Raw genomic sequence first — 17,717 nt, 5'->3', positions numbered from 1 at the left:
ATAACACTCCTTTAGTTCTTTTATTTATAGTTTAAATTAAATATTGCTTAAAATATTTAAGTTTCTAGTGTGATATCTCTTCTGCTATCTTAAATAATTCTTCATCAAATGTTCTTTCTAAAGCTAATGCTTCATCTATATCTTGATCTATTATCAAGTTTTGTTTAATTCCTATAACTCTTGAAGTTTTTCCTGCTAAAAGAACTTCTACTGCTTTAGCTCCCATTTTTGAAGCTAATACTCTATCAAAAGCACTTGGACTTCCACCTCTTTGCACGTGACCTAAAACTGTAGCTCTTGTTTCTATACCAGTTTGGAATTCAACGTGTTTAGCAAGTTCTACTGCTCCGCCAACACCTTCTGCTAATAATATTAGATTATGAATCTTACCTTTTTCTTTTCCTTCTAATATTACTCTGCATAAGTCTTCTTTACAGTATCCTTTTTCTGGAGTAATTATGTATTCTGCTCCACCTGCAAGTCCTGCATATAAAGCTAAATCGCCACAATCTCTACCCATTACTTCTACAACTGAAACTCTTTCATGTGAAGTTGAAGTATCTCTTACTTTATCAATAGAATCTATTGCTGTGTTTAAAGCAGTATCAAATCCTATTGTGTAATCTGTATAAGTTAAATCATTATCTATTGTTCCTGGTATTCCTACTGTTTTAACTCCAAGTTTTGACAATAGCTTGGCCCCTGTAAATGATCCATCGCCACCTATTACTACTAAAGCATCTACACCATTATCTTTTAATATTTTAACAGCTTCTTTTCTTACTTCTTCTTTTTTAAATTCTAGACATCTAGCTGTTCTTAAAACTGTTCCACCTCTGTGAATTATGTCAGATACTGATGCTCTATCCATTTTGAATAATTCTCCATTGATTAACCCGCTGTATCCTCTTTGTACACCCATTACTTCTAAACCATTATATAGAGCTGATCTTACAACTGCTCTTATAGCGGCATTCATACCTGGTGCATCTCCACCACTTGTTAAAATAGCTATTTTTTTCATGTTATATACCTCCTTAACACCACTAGGACAAATTGTGTCCCACTTTTTGTGAAATAATCCATTTTTCTAAATTACTTAATTAATTGGTATGCTGTTAAAGTCCGTTCTGTTTTTACTACCTATATTATTTTACTTGCTATGCTGTTTTTATGCAACTAAAATAACGCTATATTTATACTTTTTATTACTTTTTTTTTATTCTTCCATTATATTATAACCTAATAGGAAGTGTTTTATATGTTAATAAAAAAATTTAATACATTCATTTATGTAAAAATTTTCATTTATCCATTTGTCATTTTTTTCATTTATTAATAATCAATCTGACTAGTTTTTATTAATATTTATATGTTTTTTCATAATTTTATTGTATTTTCCCTAAAAAAATCACTAGCTAATATTATAATCATAATAACTAGTAATTCTTCTAAAAAAATATCTTAAGTATATTCAAAAGTACACTTTGCACCTTTGTTTGTTATTTTTTTTGAGCTATCTTAATTAACTAATCCACTATTTTCAGGTTGTTTTCTCCAACTAGTTCTCTTAAATAAGTAGTTACATCTGTTTCTAAGTTTACCCAAATTTCTCTAACCATTCTATAGTTTTTCTTATCTATTGCAGTGAATATAAACACAGTTGTATCACCTCTATATTCTGTTGGCATTGTTTTTAGTGTTTTTATTAATTTCTTTGCTTCTGGTAATGTTTCTACTTTTAAATAAATTTTCGAAGTATTTATTTTTTCTAGTGGTTCAATTGTTTCACATATTAATTTAGGAATTTCATCTTCTTTTATACTTACTCTTCCCTTAATAACCACTAAACTATCTAATTTTAATACTTCTCTAACTTTATCTAATGTTCTTGGAAACACTATTACTTCAATAGTATCCGTTAAATCTTCTAGTTTTATAAAAGCCATCATAGTATTATTTCTTGTAACTTTTTGATTTACTTCTGAAATTATCCCACCAAGTATTACTCTTTCATCATCATGAATTGTATCCTCTTGTAGTTGTTCATCAAAGGATTCTTTTAATAATTCATGAGCTTTATATATTTCTGAAATATTAGTTGATGTCTGCATTTTTAAACTTGATCCATATTCATCTAACGGATGTCCTGATAAATATAATCCTGTCATTTCTTTTTCCATTGCTAAAAGATTTTTCTTCGAGAATTCTTTTATATTTGGATATATTATCTCAGGAGTTTTAATAGACTCTTCTGCAAATGAAAAGAGACTTATTTGACCATCTATATTTCTCTTTTTTTCATTTGAAACACTATCCATCAATTTTTCATAAACAGCTAAAAGCTTTGATCTAAATACTTGATATTCATCAAAGGCACCAGATTTAATTAAACTTTCTACTGCTCTTTTATTTATTGATGATAATTCTATTTTATTTATAAAATCAATTAATGATTCAAATCTACCTTTTTTATTTCTAGCTATAACTACACTATCTATTACATTTGTTCCAACATTTCTTATAGCTGCCATACCAAATTTAATTTTTTCGCCCTTAACTGTAAACTTCGCATAACTTTCATTAATATTAGGTGGTTGAACTTCAACACCTAAACTTTCTGCAAAGTTTATATAATGAGCAACTTTTTCACTTGTTCCTATAATTGAATTAAGCATAGCTGCTATTGTTTCAACAGGGTAATAGTGCATTAAATATGCAGTTTGATATCCAACTACTGCATAAGCTGCTGCATGACTTTTATTGAAAGCATAACTTGCAAAGTCCATCATCGAATCAAATATCTTATTTCCAATTTCCTCTGATATTCCATTACGCAAACAACCTACAACTTCAACATCACCATTTTCATTTACTATTCCATGTATAAAGTTCTTTCTTTCCTCTTCCATAACCTTGTGCTTTTTCTTAGACATTGCTCTTCTTACAAGGTCACTTCTTCCCATTGAATATCCGGCAAGTTTCATTACTATTTGCATTACTTGTTATGGTGATAGGTAAACATAATCTTCGCCATTAACGTTAAGACCTGCTTTTCCCCCACCTCACACCGTACGTGAAACTTTCACCTCATACGGCGTTCCATCAATAAGAATAAATATATTCTAATCTAGCTCGCTTTCTTTCTAACCAAATAGTAGAGTCTTTATATAAATAATCATATAATTTTTTAGAAAACTTTTTGCCTCCTAAAAAATATACTACCTTTTTATTTTTACCAGCCTCAAATATTGTTAAATTCTCATTTAATATTTTTAATATATCATTAATAATATTAACACTTCCAACAAAACCACTTCTTTTTCTACTTATATCCGTAATCCCATCGCCATCAAATACACCTCTAATGTAATGACTTATTAATTCATCTGGTATATCTTTTGGTACAAGTTCCTTTCCAGTTTTGTTTGGTATCACACCTAAACTTATTAAACTCTTACACATATGTACCGATGTTAAACTAACATAATAACTATTACTATCAGTTTTAACTTTAGTTTTATTGGAAGAATTAATAACTTTCAAGAATTTATCAACTATATCTTTATCTTGTATAGCTATATGAATTTTTAATGAGTATTGAGAATTAGTTATACTTACATTACCATCTGCCATTATATATCCTAAGAAATATGCCTTATCTTCACTATCTATTAAATCAAAATAATCTTCATTTCCAATCTTGCTTTTAGGCCCTCTATGCCTTAATTCTAAATTATTCTTATTCAATAAGTATTGTGATACTCCACTCCTAAGTTCTAATATATTATCAATGTCAGTAGTATATAATCCTGTATTATACAACTCTATTATTTTATCTACGGTTTCATTAGAATACTTTTTATTATACATTCCACCTTTTCGTATATCTACTTTATATTCCTTTAACCAGCATCTAACAGTTGCCTCATTATATCCAATATTATTAGCCACACAATTTGCCGAAACTCCACTTTTATATAATTCAATTGCCTTATTTTTAATATCTAAGCTAGCTTTTTGTCTCATAAAACACACCTCTGTATATATATTCCCCAACAGACACATGTTCCATTCTTATATTTAACCTCATTGACTATGCCCCTTCGCTCTATAAGCATTACCTTACTTCAACACTACTACGGGCTGCTGCCCCATGCATTCAATAGTCATTTCCTACTATTTAGATTTTAAACTCTTGCATGGTTCACTTGTTCCATTTATCTTAGCTATTTTTTATTCTCCCTTAGACTCTACCTACACTCCGCTAACAACATTTAATGCACTTCTCCTTTTAGGTTAAGTATAAACCAATCAACCAAGATGATTGGTTTACTGTTAGAAGTTGAGTTCTTATTCCTCAACGTAATGGTTTCGAAGCTTAAAGTAATTCCTGTACGTAGTCATAGGAGTTTTTTAGCCACCCTATTATTTCGCCAACCACTTCTCAGGTCTGCTTTTCATAGACTTTACCGTGCTTTATACACATTAGTTATCTATAGATTACTAAGTGCATAACGGAGTTTTAGTGGAGCTTTCACTCTCTGATAAATAGTTAGAGATTTTCATCTCCTTCAATTTTGTTGTGCATTTCTACACATTTTATATTTGAAAACAAGTCGCACCTTGATAAACCATTACTCCATAAGTTACATCTAGTATTTCTTCCAACTCTGGTGTTTCGTATTTAACTTTCTCAGGATTTCTTTTACAGTCTACATATCTTGGAATTTCTGCCATTGGCCCCGGTCTATATAGTGAAATTCCGGCTATTATATCCTCTAAACAATCTGGTTTAAGTTCTTTCATGAAGGATACCATACCGGCTGATTCTAATTGGAATACTCCTGCTGTTTTTCCTTCACTAATCATTTTATAAACTTCTTTATCATCATAATCTATTTTATCTAAATCTATGTCTACATTCCTGTTTTCTTTAATCATTTTAACTGAATCACTCATAACTGTTAATGTTCTAAGTCCAAGGAAATCCATCTTTAATAGTCCAAGTTCTTCAAGTGTTCCCATATCAAATTGGGCTATTATTGATTCGTCATTCCTTTGCAAAGGCACATATTCCACTAGCGGCTTTGATGCTATAACTACACCTGCTGCATGAGTTGATGAATGTCTTGGTAACCCTTCTAAATCACGACTTACGTCTATTAATGCTTTTACTCTATCTTCTGTTTTATAAGCATTACCAAGTTCCGGATTCATTTCCAATGCTTTTTCTATACTAATTCCAATCACTGCTGGAATCATTTTAGCTATTCTATCTACTTCCGAATAAGAGTAGCTCATAGCTCTACCTACATCTCTTATGCACGCCCTTGGGGCCATTGTTCCAAAAGTTATTATTTGAGATACATTTGATACGCCATATTTTTCTACAACGTAATCAATAACTTCCTGTCTTCTTTCATAACAAAAATCTGAATCTATGTCGGGCATACTTACTCTTTCTGGATTAAGGAAACGCTCAAAAAGCAAGTTATACTTTAACGGATCTATTTTTGTTATTCCCAGAGTAAATGCTACAATTGAACCTGCAGCCGAACCTCTCCCTGGGCCTGTTGGAATTCCATTATCATTTGCAAATTTTATAAAATCCCATGTAATTAAGAAATAATCTACAAATCCCATTTGGTTTATTACTGATAATTCATATTCTAATCTTTCAACATACTCGCAAGCTTTTTCATTTTTCTTACTATAATCCACAATTTCCTTAACATTTAGTGGTTTATTTAGAAAATCTTTAAACACATCATATCTTTCAATAAGACCACCATAACAAATTTCTTCTAAATAAGCTGAAGGGGTTTTCCCTTCAGGCACTGGAAATTCAGGTAATTTGGAAACATGGAATTCATAATCAAAATTACATTGATCTGCAATTTTAGTTGTATTTTCTAAAGCTTCTTTAACATAAGAAAACATTCCCCACATTTCATCTGGTGATTTTAAGTAAAATTGATCTGATGGGTATCTTCTTCTGTTTGGGTCATCTACTGTTTTTGCCGTTTGAATACACATTAATACATCATGTGATTCTGAATCTTTTTGATTTATGTAATGAACATCGTTTGTTGCAACAAGAGGTATTCCAGTTTCCTTAGATAACCTAATGTTTTCTTCTGTAACCTTTCGTTGTTCTTCCATTCCATGATTTTGTATTTCTAAATAAAAATCATCATTAAATATATCCTTATAAAGAAGTGCTACTTCCTTTGCTTTTTCATAATTATCTTTTAGATGATAGGACTGAACCTCTCCACCTAAACATGCACTTAAGGCTATTAATCCTTCACTATGATTTTTTAAATAATCATGGTCAATTCTTGGTTTATAGTAGAATCCTTCAATAGAAGCTGTGGATACTATTTTCATAAGATTCTGGTATCCTATTTCGTTCTTAACTAAAAGAACTAGGTGATGAGTGCTATTTGCCTTGTCATTAAGTTTAATATCCTTTGACTTGGCGGCAACATACACTTCACATCCTAGTATCGGTTTAATTCCCTGCTCTTTTGCAGCTTTATAAAAAGCCACACAACCATACATAACTCCATGATCTGTTATGGCAATGCTATCCATTCCTAGCTCTTTAGCTTTCTTCATTATATCTTTTACTTTACCTGAAGCATCTAATAAACTATATTCTGTATGGAGATGTAGATGAGTGAATTTTTTTTGTTCCACTTTACCACCATCCTTTCTGCACGGTATATTAGGCCCTTGAAAAAAAACAGACTACTAAATTAATCTACTTTTTAAAAATGCCCTGATAATATTGGTCTATTTCTTTAATATTTCTAATAAGTTCCTGATCTAACCTCTTCTGCTATTTTCTCTAGCTTCCTTAACCTATGATTAACCCCCGATTTACCAACTGGTGGAACTAATATTTCTCCAAGTTCCTTTAGTGATTCTTCTGGATAACTTAATCTTAATTCTGCTATTTCTCTTAAGTTACTTGGTAATCTTTGAAGTCCTATTTCTCTTTGCAGAAGCTTTATACTTTCAACTTGCCTCACCGATGCATTTACGGTTTTACTAAGATTAGCTGTTTCACAGTTTACAAGCCTATTAACGTTATTTCTCATTTCTTTCATTATTCTTATGTTTTCAAGTTCTAATAAAGAAGTATGCGCCCCTACTATGCTTAGAAGGGTTGAAATTTGGTCTCCTTCTTTTATATAAATTATATGGCTATTTTTTCTTTGAATTACTTTTGATTTTAATTCAAAGCTATTTATTAGCAAGCATAAGTCTTCTGCATATTCTTCACTATGAGTAACAAATTCTAGATGATAAGTTTTCTCTGGGTTACTTATACTTCCACCACCTATAAATGCGCCTCTTATGTATGCTCTTTTTAACTCATCAGTCTCAACCATTTTTTCATCTATTCTATAATCAAGTGTTAGAACCCCATCAATTTCTTGGAATATACCCGTTTTTTGAAGCAAATTCCTAACTCCCATTTCCTCATCTATACTTACCATATAGATATTATTTTTCTTAAGAGAATTTCCTTTTTTAACCATTAATTTAGAATGAATTTGAAAATGTTCCTTAAGTAATTTAAATATGTGCCTTGCAGATGCTGGGTTTTCTGTTGCTATTCTAAAAGCTAAACCTAAACCACTAAATGATATAGTTCCACTAACTTTCATAATTGCTGATATTTCTGCTAAAGCTTCTTCATTTGTTACATCTACATATCTACAGATTTCACCTTTAACTTTTGACGAAAATGACATAGGTTCTGATTCTCCTCGCTATCTATTTAAATACATTTTTATCTATTGTTTATAATTTAATTATATCATAAAACAAAATAAATAATTAGATGTAATTTATTGCTTTATATAAGGTACTTTCAGCTCCTTTATTTCTTAAATAAAAAGAAAACCACTTAAGGCTTTCTTTTTATTTTTATGGTAATGTGATTCTAGTTATAGAGTTTGAAAAAATTTCCTAATAATTGGAATTGTCGTTTTCTTCGCAACTATCGCATTCATCGTACTTATCACATTCATCGTAATTGTCACATTCATCGTACTTATCACATTCATCGTACTTATCACATTCATCGTAACTATCACATTTATCACATTCGTAACAATCATTCTCTAAATCTTCTTTACAACTTGCTTTTCCATCTTTATAACCCTCAGCATATCCCACTTTTTTACCTTCATGGAATCCTTCTTTTTTACCTTCGCAATATCCTACTTTTCTACCTTCAGCAAATCCCACTCTTCTTCCTTCAGCAAATCCTACTTTTCTTCCTTCAGCAAATCCATCTTTTTTACCTTCGCAATATCCTACTTTTCTACCTTCGGCAAATCCTACTTTTCTTCCTTCAGCAAATCCTACTTTTCTTCCTTCAGCAAATCCTACTTTTTTACCTTCGCAATATCCAGCTTTTACTCCTGCTTTATAACCTTGTCTAAAAGCTTCTTTAATTGCATTTTCATTACAACCACAACCACAACCACAGCCATTATTCGTATTGTTTCTTTGACACATATCACATTTCTCCTTTGTTTTTATAATTATTCTCTTCATATTATTACAATATGACAATTTTCTTCATTTGTTACTGTATAAATAATAAGAGCTAGACTATATCTTATATATAGCCTAGCTCTTATTTTAAAGTTATTTATTTTTACGTTTTTTTTCTTTTTCTTTTATACGTTGTGATAAATACATATATTCTATTATTTTCTTTCTATCATATAGAAGTTTCTTTTCCATAATAGTATCAACTAATACTTCTGCTAAATATTCTGTATCATGCTTAACATATGCTTTCTCAGTTTTTGCAAGGGTTGCTTCTATAGCCTCTACTCCTAAGGCTTTTAACTCTTTTCTGTCTAGTTCTACAAGCTGTGAACTATCTTCTAGATATTTTTCCTTAACAATCTTTGGTATGTCCCCTCTATTTGCAATAACATAATCTACTATGTTTCTTCCACCATATTTTTGTAATATCTTTATATGATCTGAAACACTAAAATTATCTGTTTCCCCTGGCTGAGTCATTATGTTACATATATATATTTTTATAGCATCACTTTTCTTAATATTTTCTACTATATCTTTAACTAGTAAATTAGGAACTATGCTTGTATATAAACTTCCAGGACCCATTACAATTGCATCAGCTTCTCTTAACGCTTTTAAAGATTCTTCTAATGCTCTTGCATCCTTTGGATTTATCATAAGCTTCTTTATTTTAGATTTTTGATTTATAACTTCATTTGGAATTTGTGATTCACCTTCAACAATACTTCCATTTTCAAGTTTTGCTACAAGCTTCATATCATCCAAAGTAACAGGTAATACTTTTCCTGTTACTGCAAGTACCGAACTCATTTTTTGAATAGCATCCTCAAAATTTTCACTTACTCCATTCATTGCTGCTAAAAATAAATTTCCAAAACTTTGATTTTTAAGTCTTCCATCAGGAAATCTATATTGTAATAATTCTTCCATTAATGGTTCTGTATCTGCAAGGGCTAAAATACAGTTTCTTATATCCCCTGGTGGCAACATTCCTAAATCTTCTCTTAAATCACCAGACCCTCCCCCATCATCTCCAACTGTTACTATTGCGGTTATATTCGAAGTATAATACTTAAGACCTCTTAGCATAGTTGATAATCCTGTTCCACCACCAATAACTACTATCTTAGGTCCCTTAACTAAAAGTCTTTTTTCATATATAAGACTTTCCATTTTCCTACTATCTAAGGATAACTTTACATACCCTTTACTTGTTAATGCAACTATAGATTTTATCATTTCTGTAACAGAAATATATATAACAAATATTCCTGTTAGATTAAGACATATATAAAATATTTTATAATAAATATCATAAACTCTACGAGTAACCAATTCTGTAAATCCAAAGGCAATTAATAAAACTCCAAATATTCCAAAGAACATCCATCTTTTGAGCTTTACTCCCGGCCTCATCCAGTCTTTAACATTAATCATAGCTTCTTAGCCCCTTTATTTGGGTCTTCTCCTATATCTCTATGTTCTACTCTTGCATTAAATTTATCTTCACATAATATTTCCTCTATGGCATTCGCTATAGCTACTGATCTATGTCTTCCCCCTGTGCATCCTATAGCAACAATAAGTTGCCTTTTTCCTTCTTTTTTATAATTAGGGATTAAAAATTTAAGCATATCTTCTGTTCTTGTTAAAAATCCTTTTGTTTCTTCTTGAGATAAAACATAATCTCTTACTGGCCTATCTCCACCTGAATATGGTTTTAATTCTGGTATATAGAATGGATTTGGTATAAATCTTACATCAAATACTAAATCTGCATCTACAGGAATTCCATATTTGAAACCGAAACTTAACACCGTTATTGAAAGTTGCTTTTTAGGTTCTTTTTCATCACCATAATTCTTATTCATTTCTTCTCTTAAATCTCTTATTTCATATTTTGAAGTATCTATTATTATATCTGCTCTATCTTTTACTTCTCTTAATTTTCTTCTTTCTTCATCTATACCTGTTGTAATTCTTCCATTAGCTGCTAATGGATGGCTTCTTCTTGATTCTTTAAATCTTTTTACTAACTTCTCATCTGAAGCATCTAAAAATAATATTTCATATTGGAAATCTTGATTTTTAAGATATACTAGGCTTTCAAATAAATCTTCGAAAAATATTCCACCTCTTATATCTATAACTAATGCAACCTTATTTATTTTCCCGTCGCTTTGAAGACAAGCTTCTGCAAACTTAGGTATTAACTTCGGTGGAAGGTTATCTACACAAAAATACCCCATATCTTCAAGGCTTCTTGTTGCCTCTGTCTTACCTGCTCCTGATAGTCCCGTTACTATTATAAATCTCATGTCATAAACCTCCCTTATTTCTGCTTTACTCTATAAATAGATTATATCATAATTATAGATGTTTATTTATATAACCTCTAAATTTAACTATATCATTTCAATAAAAATAAGGTAGCTAATTTAATAGCCACCTTATTTATTGGGATATACCTTAGATCACTCCAAAAAATTTATTTAGAAATACTTTATTCCTTAGCAAAATTTGAATATCGTATACTCCCAGCACTATAGAAAGTTAATGCTATTAATATTAATATAAAAATATTAGGAAACAACACTGCTTTTTCTATACTTCCAAGTGCCCAATAAAATGGAGTAAACTTGCTTAATGTTATAATTATTTGGAGAATATTACTTGAAGTCTCTCCAATAAGCCCTGCCATATATAAGAAAAACATTATAATTGATATTAAATTTAGAACCAAAGATGCAACTCCTGGGATTTTAAAAATCCTATTAACCATTATTGCTAAGCTTATGGATATCATACTCATTAAAGCAATATTTAATACTAAAAATTCAAAATTTACAAATTTAATTTTTAATATCAATTTCATTACAATAAATGATGCTGTATACATTATAGTTTGTGTAATAACCATAGAAATATAAATACTTCCTATAATTTCATATCCTTTATTAGCAGTAGATAAAAATCTCTCTAATATCTTTCCTTGCCTTAGCTTTAATAAATCTGTACTTATATTACTTGAAAATGAAACTAGAAAAAACATTATCATAACAATGGGCATAAACTCAGTTCCTCCCATAATATTTTTTTCCATATCATATTGTATATTTATAATATTTTTATTTACTTCATTTTCATTATTTATAATATTGCTATTTTTTAGTATTTGAACTTTAAATAATTCATTTACCTTTTCTTCTATTTGTACTTCAAATATTTGCACACTATTTCCGGCTTCTAGTTTATAAGAGTTTATGGTTGGTTTTTTATTATCATTTATTTGATTTGTAAAATTTTCTGGTATTTCGTATATGGCAATTACATTATAGTTCTTTAACCCTTCTAAAGCTTCTTCCTTATTATCATAAACACTAGGTGGATTTATCTTTTCCACTAATTCCTTTCCTAAATCCCCGGTGTCCAAATTGACCATTGCTACTTTTAAATTTAAACTTTTACTACTAGGTCCCGGCCCTGATATGAAATTTACAAAAATAACGACTGCAATAGGAAGTATAAACATACAACCAATACTTACATAATCCTTAAAATACTTTTTACAATTAACTAACACCATATATAAAAATTTCATATTTATACCTCCCATTTTATTTTTACTTTTAATATACTTATGCAATATACAACTATAGATATTAATAACATAATAATTAAATACTTGCTAATGCTATTAAATGAATTGAAAAGAATACAATTTGTATAGGTTTCTGAAATAATATTCCCTGGTAAAAATCTTGAAATACTTAGAAACACATTATTATTTATATCTTTTAATGGGATAAATCCACCACCAAATATAATCTGAAGATACATTAATACAACAACCACTGTATTTGCAACATTCTTACCAAAAAACGCTATTATAATTCCGGATAAAGTTGTTATTAGCAAGCTTTGACATATTAATATTGCTATTATATTTAAAGGATTTATCCCTTTAAAAGCTAAACCTGTTATTCTAAAAGATAAAATATAAAATGTTCCACAAACTAAACTTGTAATAAAGAATGTTAATAAACCTAAATTAAAAAACTTGCATTTTGTTATAGGTGTAGAGAGCAATCTTCTATTACTTCCATTTGTTTTATCCATATCAAACCCTGCAATACAACATATAATAATTGTAAATAACATAAATACCATCATTGTTGCCGCTTGATTTTCAAAGGAAGTTAAAACTCTTTCTCCCTGAATTATATTCTGCTTTAAAGAAGTAATGGATGAATTTTTGTTTATATTACTAATTACCTCATTAAATAACTTATCCTTATCTACTACACTCATAGTACTAATTTCATTAGAAATTATGGCGTTTTCTGTTAGGGTTTTTCCGTATTGTTCTATGACGCTTTTTATAATTAATTCATTTATTCTCGAAACTCTTTTCTTTTCATTAACTACTATAGTAGTTTCTTTTAGATTAATTATATCTTTTTCATATCCCTCTGGAATAGTTATTTCATATTGTCCTTTATCTGTAACATTAAAAATTTCTTTTAATTCTTTTGTTTCAAATAATCCTTTAAAACTTTTAGTTGTTTCACTATTATCCTTATCTATAATGTTAATGTTTATTTTATCACTACTGACCTCTGGCTTAAAAACATCCTTTTGAAAATTACCCATAATTCCAGCCATTATTAGAGGGAATATAGAAAACATTAGCACCAGTTCTTTCCATTGAGATAATATTGACTTAATGTTAACTTTTATTGTAGCTTTTATCCGCATTTGTCCTCCCCCTAATCTCTTAATTTTTTTCCTGTAAGTGATAAGAATACTTCCTCTAATGAGGCTTCTTTCACATTAATTTTTTTTATTTTTTTATGTTCTTTAACTGCTAACATTAATAACTCGTCTAAATTAAATGTTACTTCATTTACATAAATTGAAATCTCTTCTTCATCAATAAAGCAATCCTTAACTCCTTGTAGTTTCTTTATATTTAATAAAAATTCATCATCATTTTTATCTACAATAAGTTTAATGGTTCCATGTATATTTGTCATAGACTTAATCATTGATTTTGATCCAAAAGCAATTTCTTTTCCTTCGTCTAAAATAAATATATTGTTACAAAGCTGCTCCACCTCTTCCATATAGTGAGAAGTATATATTACAGTTGTATTACTCTCTTTATTTATTTTTTTAATAAACTCAAAAATATAATTTCTAGATTGAGGGTCTACTCCTACTGTTGGCTCATCTAATATAAGAATTTTAGGTCTGTGCATTATTGCTACAGCTAAATTCAATCTTCTTTTCATTCCTCCCGAGAATTTTTTAACCTTTACTTTTTTCTTTTCACTTAACCCAGTTACTATAAGTGCCTCTTCGATTCTTTCCTTTAAAAGTTTTCCTCCTAGCCCATAGAAAGCACCAAAATATTCAAGATTATCATAAGCTGTTAATGTTTCCATTAAAGCTAGTTCTTGTGGCACTAACCCTATAAGCTCTTTTGCTTTTATTGGCTCCTTTGATATAGCATGCCCACCTAGTGTTACTTCTCCAACATTTCCTTTAATAAGTCCTGTCATAATATTTATTAATGTGGATTTACCTGCTCCATTAGGTCCTATTAAACCAAATATATCACCTTCTTTTATTTCAAAAGATATATTATCTAAAACTAATTTATCATCAAATCTTTTTGTTACATTTTTTACAATTATATTATTCATAAAAATTTTGCCCCCTTAATCCTTCTAATTATATTTTAGAAGAATTAAGAGGGCATTACCAGTATCAGGAGTAACTTCAAAAGTTACTTAAGTAACTTTTACAGACTCTCTATTACTTTTTTATTCTACTATATTGTTTTTAAATGCAAATATGGTAAGTTGAGTTCTATCTCTAAGGGAAAGTTTTTGCAATACACTACTTATATTATTTTTTATGGTTCCTTCTGACAAAAATAAATTTTCTGCAATTTCCTTATTAACTAACCCCTTAGCTACTTCTTTAATTATATTTATCTCTTTATCATTTAAATCATTATTGCTCTTTATTTCCTCTAAATTACTTTTCTTATTATAATTTATATTTTCATTAAGTATTTTGTATGCCACCTCTGGATTTATAACAACATTACCCTTAAAGCAGCCTTTTATCCCCTCATAAATCAAGTCATAATCACTATCCTTTAAAAGATATCCCGATGCACCATATTTTAACGCTTCATGAATATATTCTAAATCATTGAAAGTAGTTAAAATTAAAATTTTGATGTCTTTAAATTCCTTTTTAATTAGCTTTGTTCCAATTACCCCATCACACTTAGGCATTCTAACATCCATAAGCACAACATTTGGTTGATTTTTTCTACATTCTATTAAAGCTTCTTCACCATTGGCTGCCATACTTATAACTTCAATATCTTCATAGGTATTAAGTATCATATTCATACCTGTTCTAATAAGCTTTTCATCATCCACTAGCATTACCTTAATCTTCTCCATTATTATCCCCTTTAGAATGAATTTTAAGTTTTTCCAACTTATCTAGCTCTATTTTTACTAAAAATCCATCTCCAACCTTTGTTTTATAATTAAAAATACCACCTATTTCCGTTACTCTTTCTCTCATACTCTTAATCCCTATTCCTTCTACTAAGTTGTCCACACCTATACCGTTGTCTTTTAATGTAACTACCAATTTATAATCATTAAATGCCATGAAAATTTGAATAAATGTAGCTTTACCATTCCTTACACTGTTAGATAAAAACTCTTGAATTATTCTATAAATTACAAAGGCTTGATCTGGGTTTAAAGGCCACTTTTTCTTTGTAAAAGCAAGTCTAACATCTACCCCTGTTAACTTTTTAAAGTTTTTTATAAGCTCCTCTATTATTAAGATACCCTCATAGTTTTCAAATTCTTTAGGTTTTATTTCCCGGACAGCCATTCTAACTTCATTTAAACTGCTTTGAGTAAATTTTCTAAGTTCTTTTGTTACTTGTTTTGCAGTTTGCTGATTTTTTTCTATTGTCCTTTCAATAGCGCCTAGTTGTATTACAATTACTGATAACGCATGTCCTACACTATCATGTATTTCTCTTGATAGCCTATTCCTTTCTCTAAGTAAAGTTAATTCCTCTATTGAACTTGCATAAACCTCTAAATCTCTGTTAGCACTTTTAAGTTTTTCTTCTGAAACCCTAAGCTTATCATAAAGCATCTGGGCCTCAAGCTTTCTATCACTTTCATCTTTTATTAAGTACAATATAGAAACCACAAATATTAATAAAGCTATATTTATAAATTTAAATTCTAGTGTTTCATTTAAAGAAAGTAATATTCCTTGTAAAATTATTCCTAAATTAAAAATATGTTTTAATGGTTTTTCAAAAAATATGTTACTATCAATAGCTAATAAAATGAGATAAGTAATAAGGTATCCACCAATCCATTTATAAGCAACAATTATGAATATAAACTCTATTACAAACGATACTATTTTATAAAAGGTTTTATGCAATGAAAAAAATCTTATCTGATTATTTATTAAAAATATAAATATAAATATTATCATTGCAGTATTTAAATTTGTTCTATTTATAACTATTCCAAATATCATTATCAAAATTAAAAAATATCTTATAAAAATAAGCAAACTTTTATTCCACATAGTGCCTCCCCATATATCCCCTTTATCATAAACTCACCTTAGGCACTTGAAAATAAATAATAGACCAAAGATGCGACGAATATTTTGTGTAAGACAAGGAAGTAAATCCGCATATACTGGAGCTGCTCATTGAGTAAGTTCCACTAACCAAACAAGTTTTGGAGTGTCACTTATCTAAGGATTTACTGACGCAGTATTACACAAAATAGGCTAGCATACTGGTCTATTATTTATTTGATTGTGCCTTATATATAGTGAACCTGACTAATAATATTATATCATATAAAAAAAATAGGCTAGTCACTATGGCTAACCTATTTTTTATATGCCTTATAAAGTTTTATTTAGAATCACGTTCTTCTATTGCTTCACCTAACAATTTACAAAACTCTCTATTTTCTTCTTTTGTACCAATACTAACTCTTAACCAACCTGGCATATCTAAAAGGAATCCAGGTCTTATAATGTATCCACGCTGTAATAAATATTCATGAATTGATTTATCATCGCCTCGTACATTAACCATTAGAAAATTAGCTTGTGATGGTACATATTCTAATTTCATTTTTTCAAATTGAAGTGTTATATATGCTCTTTGCTCTTCATTAAAAGCTTTTACTTGATTTAAAAATTCTTCATCTTGCAAAGCTACAACTGCTGATTTTTGTGCAAATAGATTAGTATCAAATGCATTTATAACTCTATTTAAATAATCAACTAATTCTTCTCTTGCTATTCCATAACCAAATCTTAAAGATGCTAACCCATAAGCCTTTGAGAATGTTCTTAATATAATCATGTTTGGATATTTCTTTAATAGTTCTAAAGAATCTGGATATTCATCTGATGTTACATACTCACCATAAGCTTCATCCATTACTATTAAAACTTCTCTTGGTATTTTATCTATAATATTATTAAACTCTTTAGCTGTAAACATACTTCCAGTTGGATTATTGGGATTACAAAACCAAATAATTTTAGTTTTATCTGTTATGGCATCTACCATAGCTTCTAAATCTAGATAATTATTTTTCAAAGGTATTTTAACAGGGGTTGCACCCATAAGTAATGTATTACTTTCATACCTTGGGAATGTAATTTCAGGCATAAGACTTTCATCGCCTTTCTCTAAAATAACTGTACATAACACATTAATTAAAGAATCTGATCCTGCCCCACAGAAAATCATATCTCTAGTTATATTTAACTTATTACTTAAGCATTCTTTAAACTCATAAGAAGTTGCATCTGGATACATATTAACTTCACCTAATAATTCCATAATTGCTTCTTTAACTTTTTTAGAGCAGCCTAAAGGATTTTCATTAGATGCTAGTTTTACTACTTTCTCTATTCCAAGTTCTCTTTTAACTTCTGCGATAGGCTTTCCGGCTACATACTTAGCCATACCCTTAACTTCATCTCGTACATTATAATTCATAAACGACGCCCACAGTTGTGGACTACCCCCCTTT

Annotated in this window: 12 protein-coding genes and 2 pseudogenes; all 14 read right to left on the bottom strand. The window is 29.3% G+C overall.

Annotated features, from left to right (window positions below; translation table 11 throughout):
• Positions 1-64: 64 nt before the first annotated feature.
• Positions 65-1,024 (bottom strand): 6-phosphofructokinase, encoded by a 960-nt coding sequence (gene pfkA, locus J1C67_RS07610; protein WP_089967334.1) that lies wholly within the window; start codon positions 1,022-1,024, stop codon positions 65-67.
• Between the two features lie 505 nt (positions 1,025-1,529).
• Positions 1,530-3,005, bottom strand: a pseudogene (locus J1C67_RS07605) (helix-hairpin-helix domain-containing protein); the annotation flags it as partial.
• A gap of 100 nt (positions 3,006-3,105) precedes the next feature.
• Entirely contained in the window at positions 3,106-4,029 is a 924-nt protein-coding gene (locus J1C67_RS07600) for an endonuclease (protein WP_167866021.1), read from the bottom strand.
• Between the two features lie 597 nt (positions 4,030-4,626).
• Positions 4,627-6,705: pseudogene (dnaE, locus tag J1C67_RS07595) on the bottom strand (DNA polymerase III subunit alpha); the annotation flags it as partial.
• 113 nt (positions 6,706-6,818) lie between these two features.
• Positions 6,819-7,769, bottom strand: coding sequence for a DNA-binding protein WhiA (gene whiA / locus J1C67_RS07590; RefSeq protein ID WP_089967343.1), 951 nt, complete (start codon positions 7,767-7,769; stop codon positions 6,819-6,821).
• Positions 7,770-7,986: 217 nt separating this feature from the next.
• On the bottom strand, positions 7,987-8,580 hold the full coding sequence (locus tag J1C67_RS07585; protein WP_167866022.1) for a hypothetical protein: 594 nt from the start codon (positions 8,578-8,580) through the stop codon (positions 7,987-7,989).
• A gap of 93 nt (positions 8,581-8,673) precedes the next feature.
• A complete protein-coding gene (locus J1C67_RS07580; RefSeq protein ID WP_167866101.1) occupies positions 8,674-10,017 on the bottom strand; it encodes a gluconeogenesis factor YvcK family protein in 1,344 nt (447 codons plus the stop codon).
• Positions 10,017-10,901 carry an RNase adapter RapZ gene (gene rapZ / locus J1C67_RS07575; RefSeq protein ID WP_167866023.1) on the bottom strand — a complete coding sequence of 295 codons (885 nt, stop codon included), beginning with the start codon at positions 10,899-10,901 and terminating at the stop codon, positions 10,017-10,019. The genes J1C67_RS07580 and rapZ overlap by 1 nt, the downstream gene beginning before the upstream one ends.
• A 185-nt stretch (positions 10,902-11,086) precedes the next feature.
• Positions 11,087-12,184: an ABC transporter permease gene (locus tag J1C67_RS07570; protein WP_167866024.1), complete on the bottom strand. Its 1,098-nt coding sequence runs from the start codon at positions 12,182-12,184 to the stop codon at positions 11,087-11,089.
• Positions 12,185-12,186: 2 nt separating this feature from the next.
• Positions 12,187-13,341 (bottom strand): ABC transporter permease, encoded by a 1,155-nt coding sequence (locus J1C67_RS07565; protein ID WP_167866025.1) that lies wholly within the window; start codon positions 13,339-13,341, stop codon positions 12,187-12,189.
• 11 nt (positions 13,342-13,352) lie between these two features.
• On the bottom strand, positions 13,353-14,291 hold the full coding sequence (locus J1C67_RS07560; RefSeq protein ID WP_167866026.1) for an ABC transporter ATP-binding protein: 939 nt from the start codon (positions 14,289-14,291) through the stop codon (positions 13,353-13,355).
• A gap of 120 nt (positions 14,292-14,411) precedes the next feature.
• Complete coding sequence (locus J1C67_RS07555; protein WP_167866027.1) at positions 14,412-15,068, bottom strand: response regulator transcription factor; 657 nt, start codon at positions 15,066-15,068, stop codon at positions 14,412-14,414.
• Complete coding sequence (locus tag J1C67_RS07550) at positions 15,055-16,239, bottom strand: sensor histidine kinase (RefSeq protein WP_167866028.1); 1,185 nt, start codon at positions 16,237-16,239, stop codon at positions 15,055-15,057. The genes J1C67_RS07555 and J1C67_RS07550 overlap by 14 nt, the downstream gene beginning before the upstream one ends.
• Positions 16,240-16,579: 340 nt before the next feature.
• Positions 16,580-17,683, bottom strand: coding sequence for a histidinol-phosphate transaminase (hisC, locus tag J1C67_RS07545; protein WP_167866029.1), 1,104 nt, complete (start codon positions 17,681-17,683; stop codon positions 16,580-16,582).
• Positions 17,684-17,717: the final 34 nt, after the last annotated feature.

Source organism: Clostridium gasigenes, from assembly GCF_017348895.1.
Classification (GTDB): domain Bacteria; phylum Bacillota; class Clostridia; order Clostridiales; family Clostridiaceae; genus Clostridium; species Clostridium gasigenes.
This window is presented reverse-complemented; position numbering and strand designations above follow the sequence as displayed.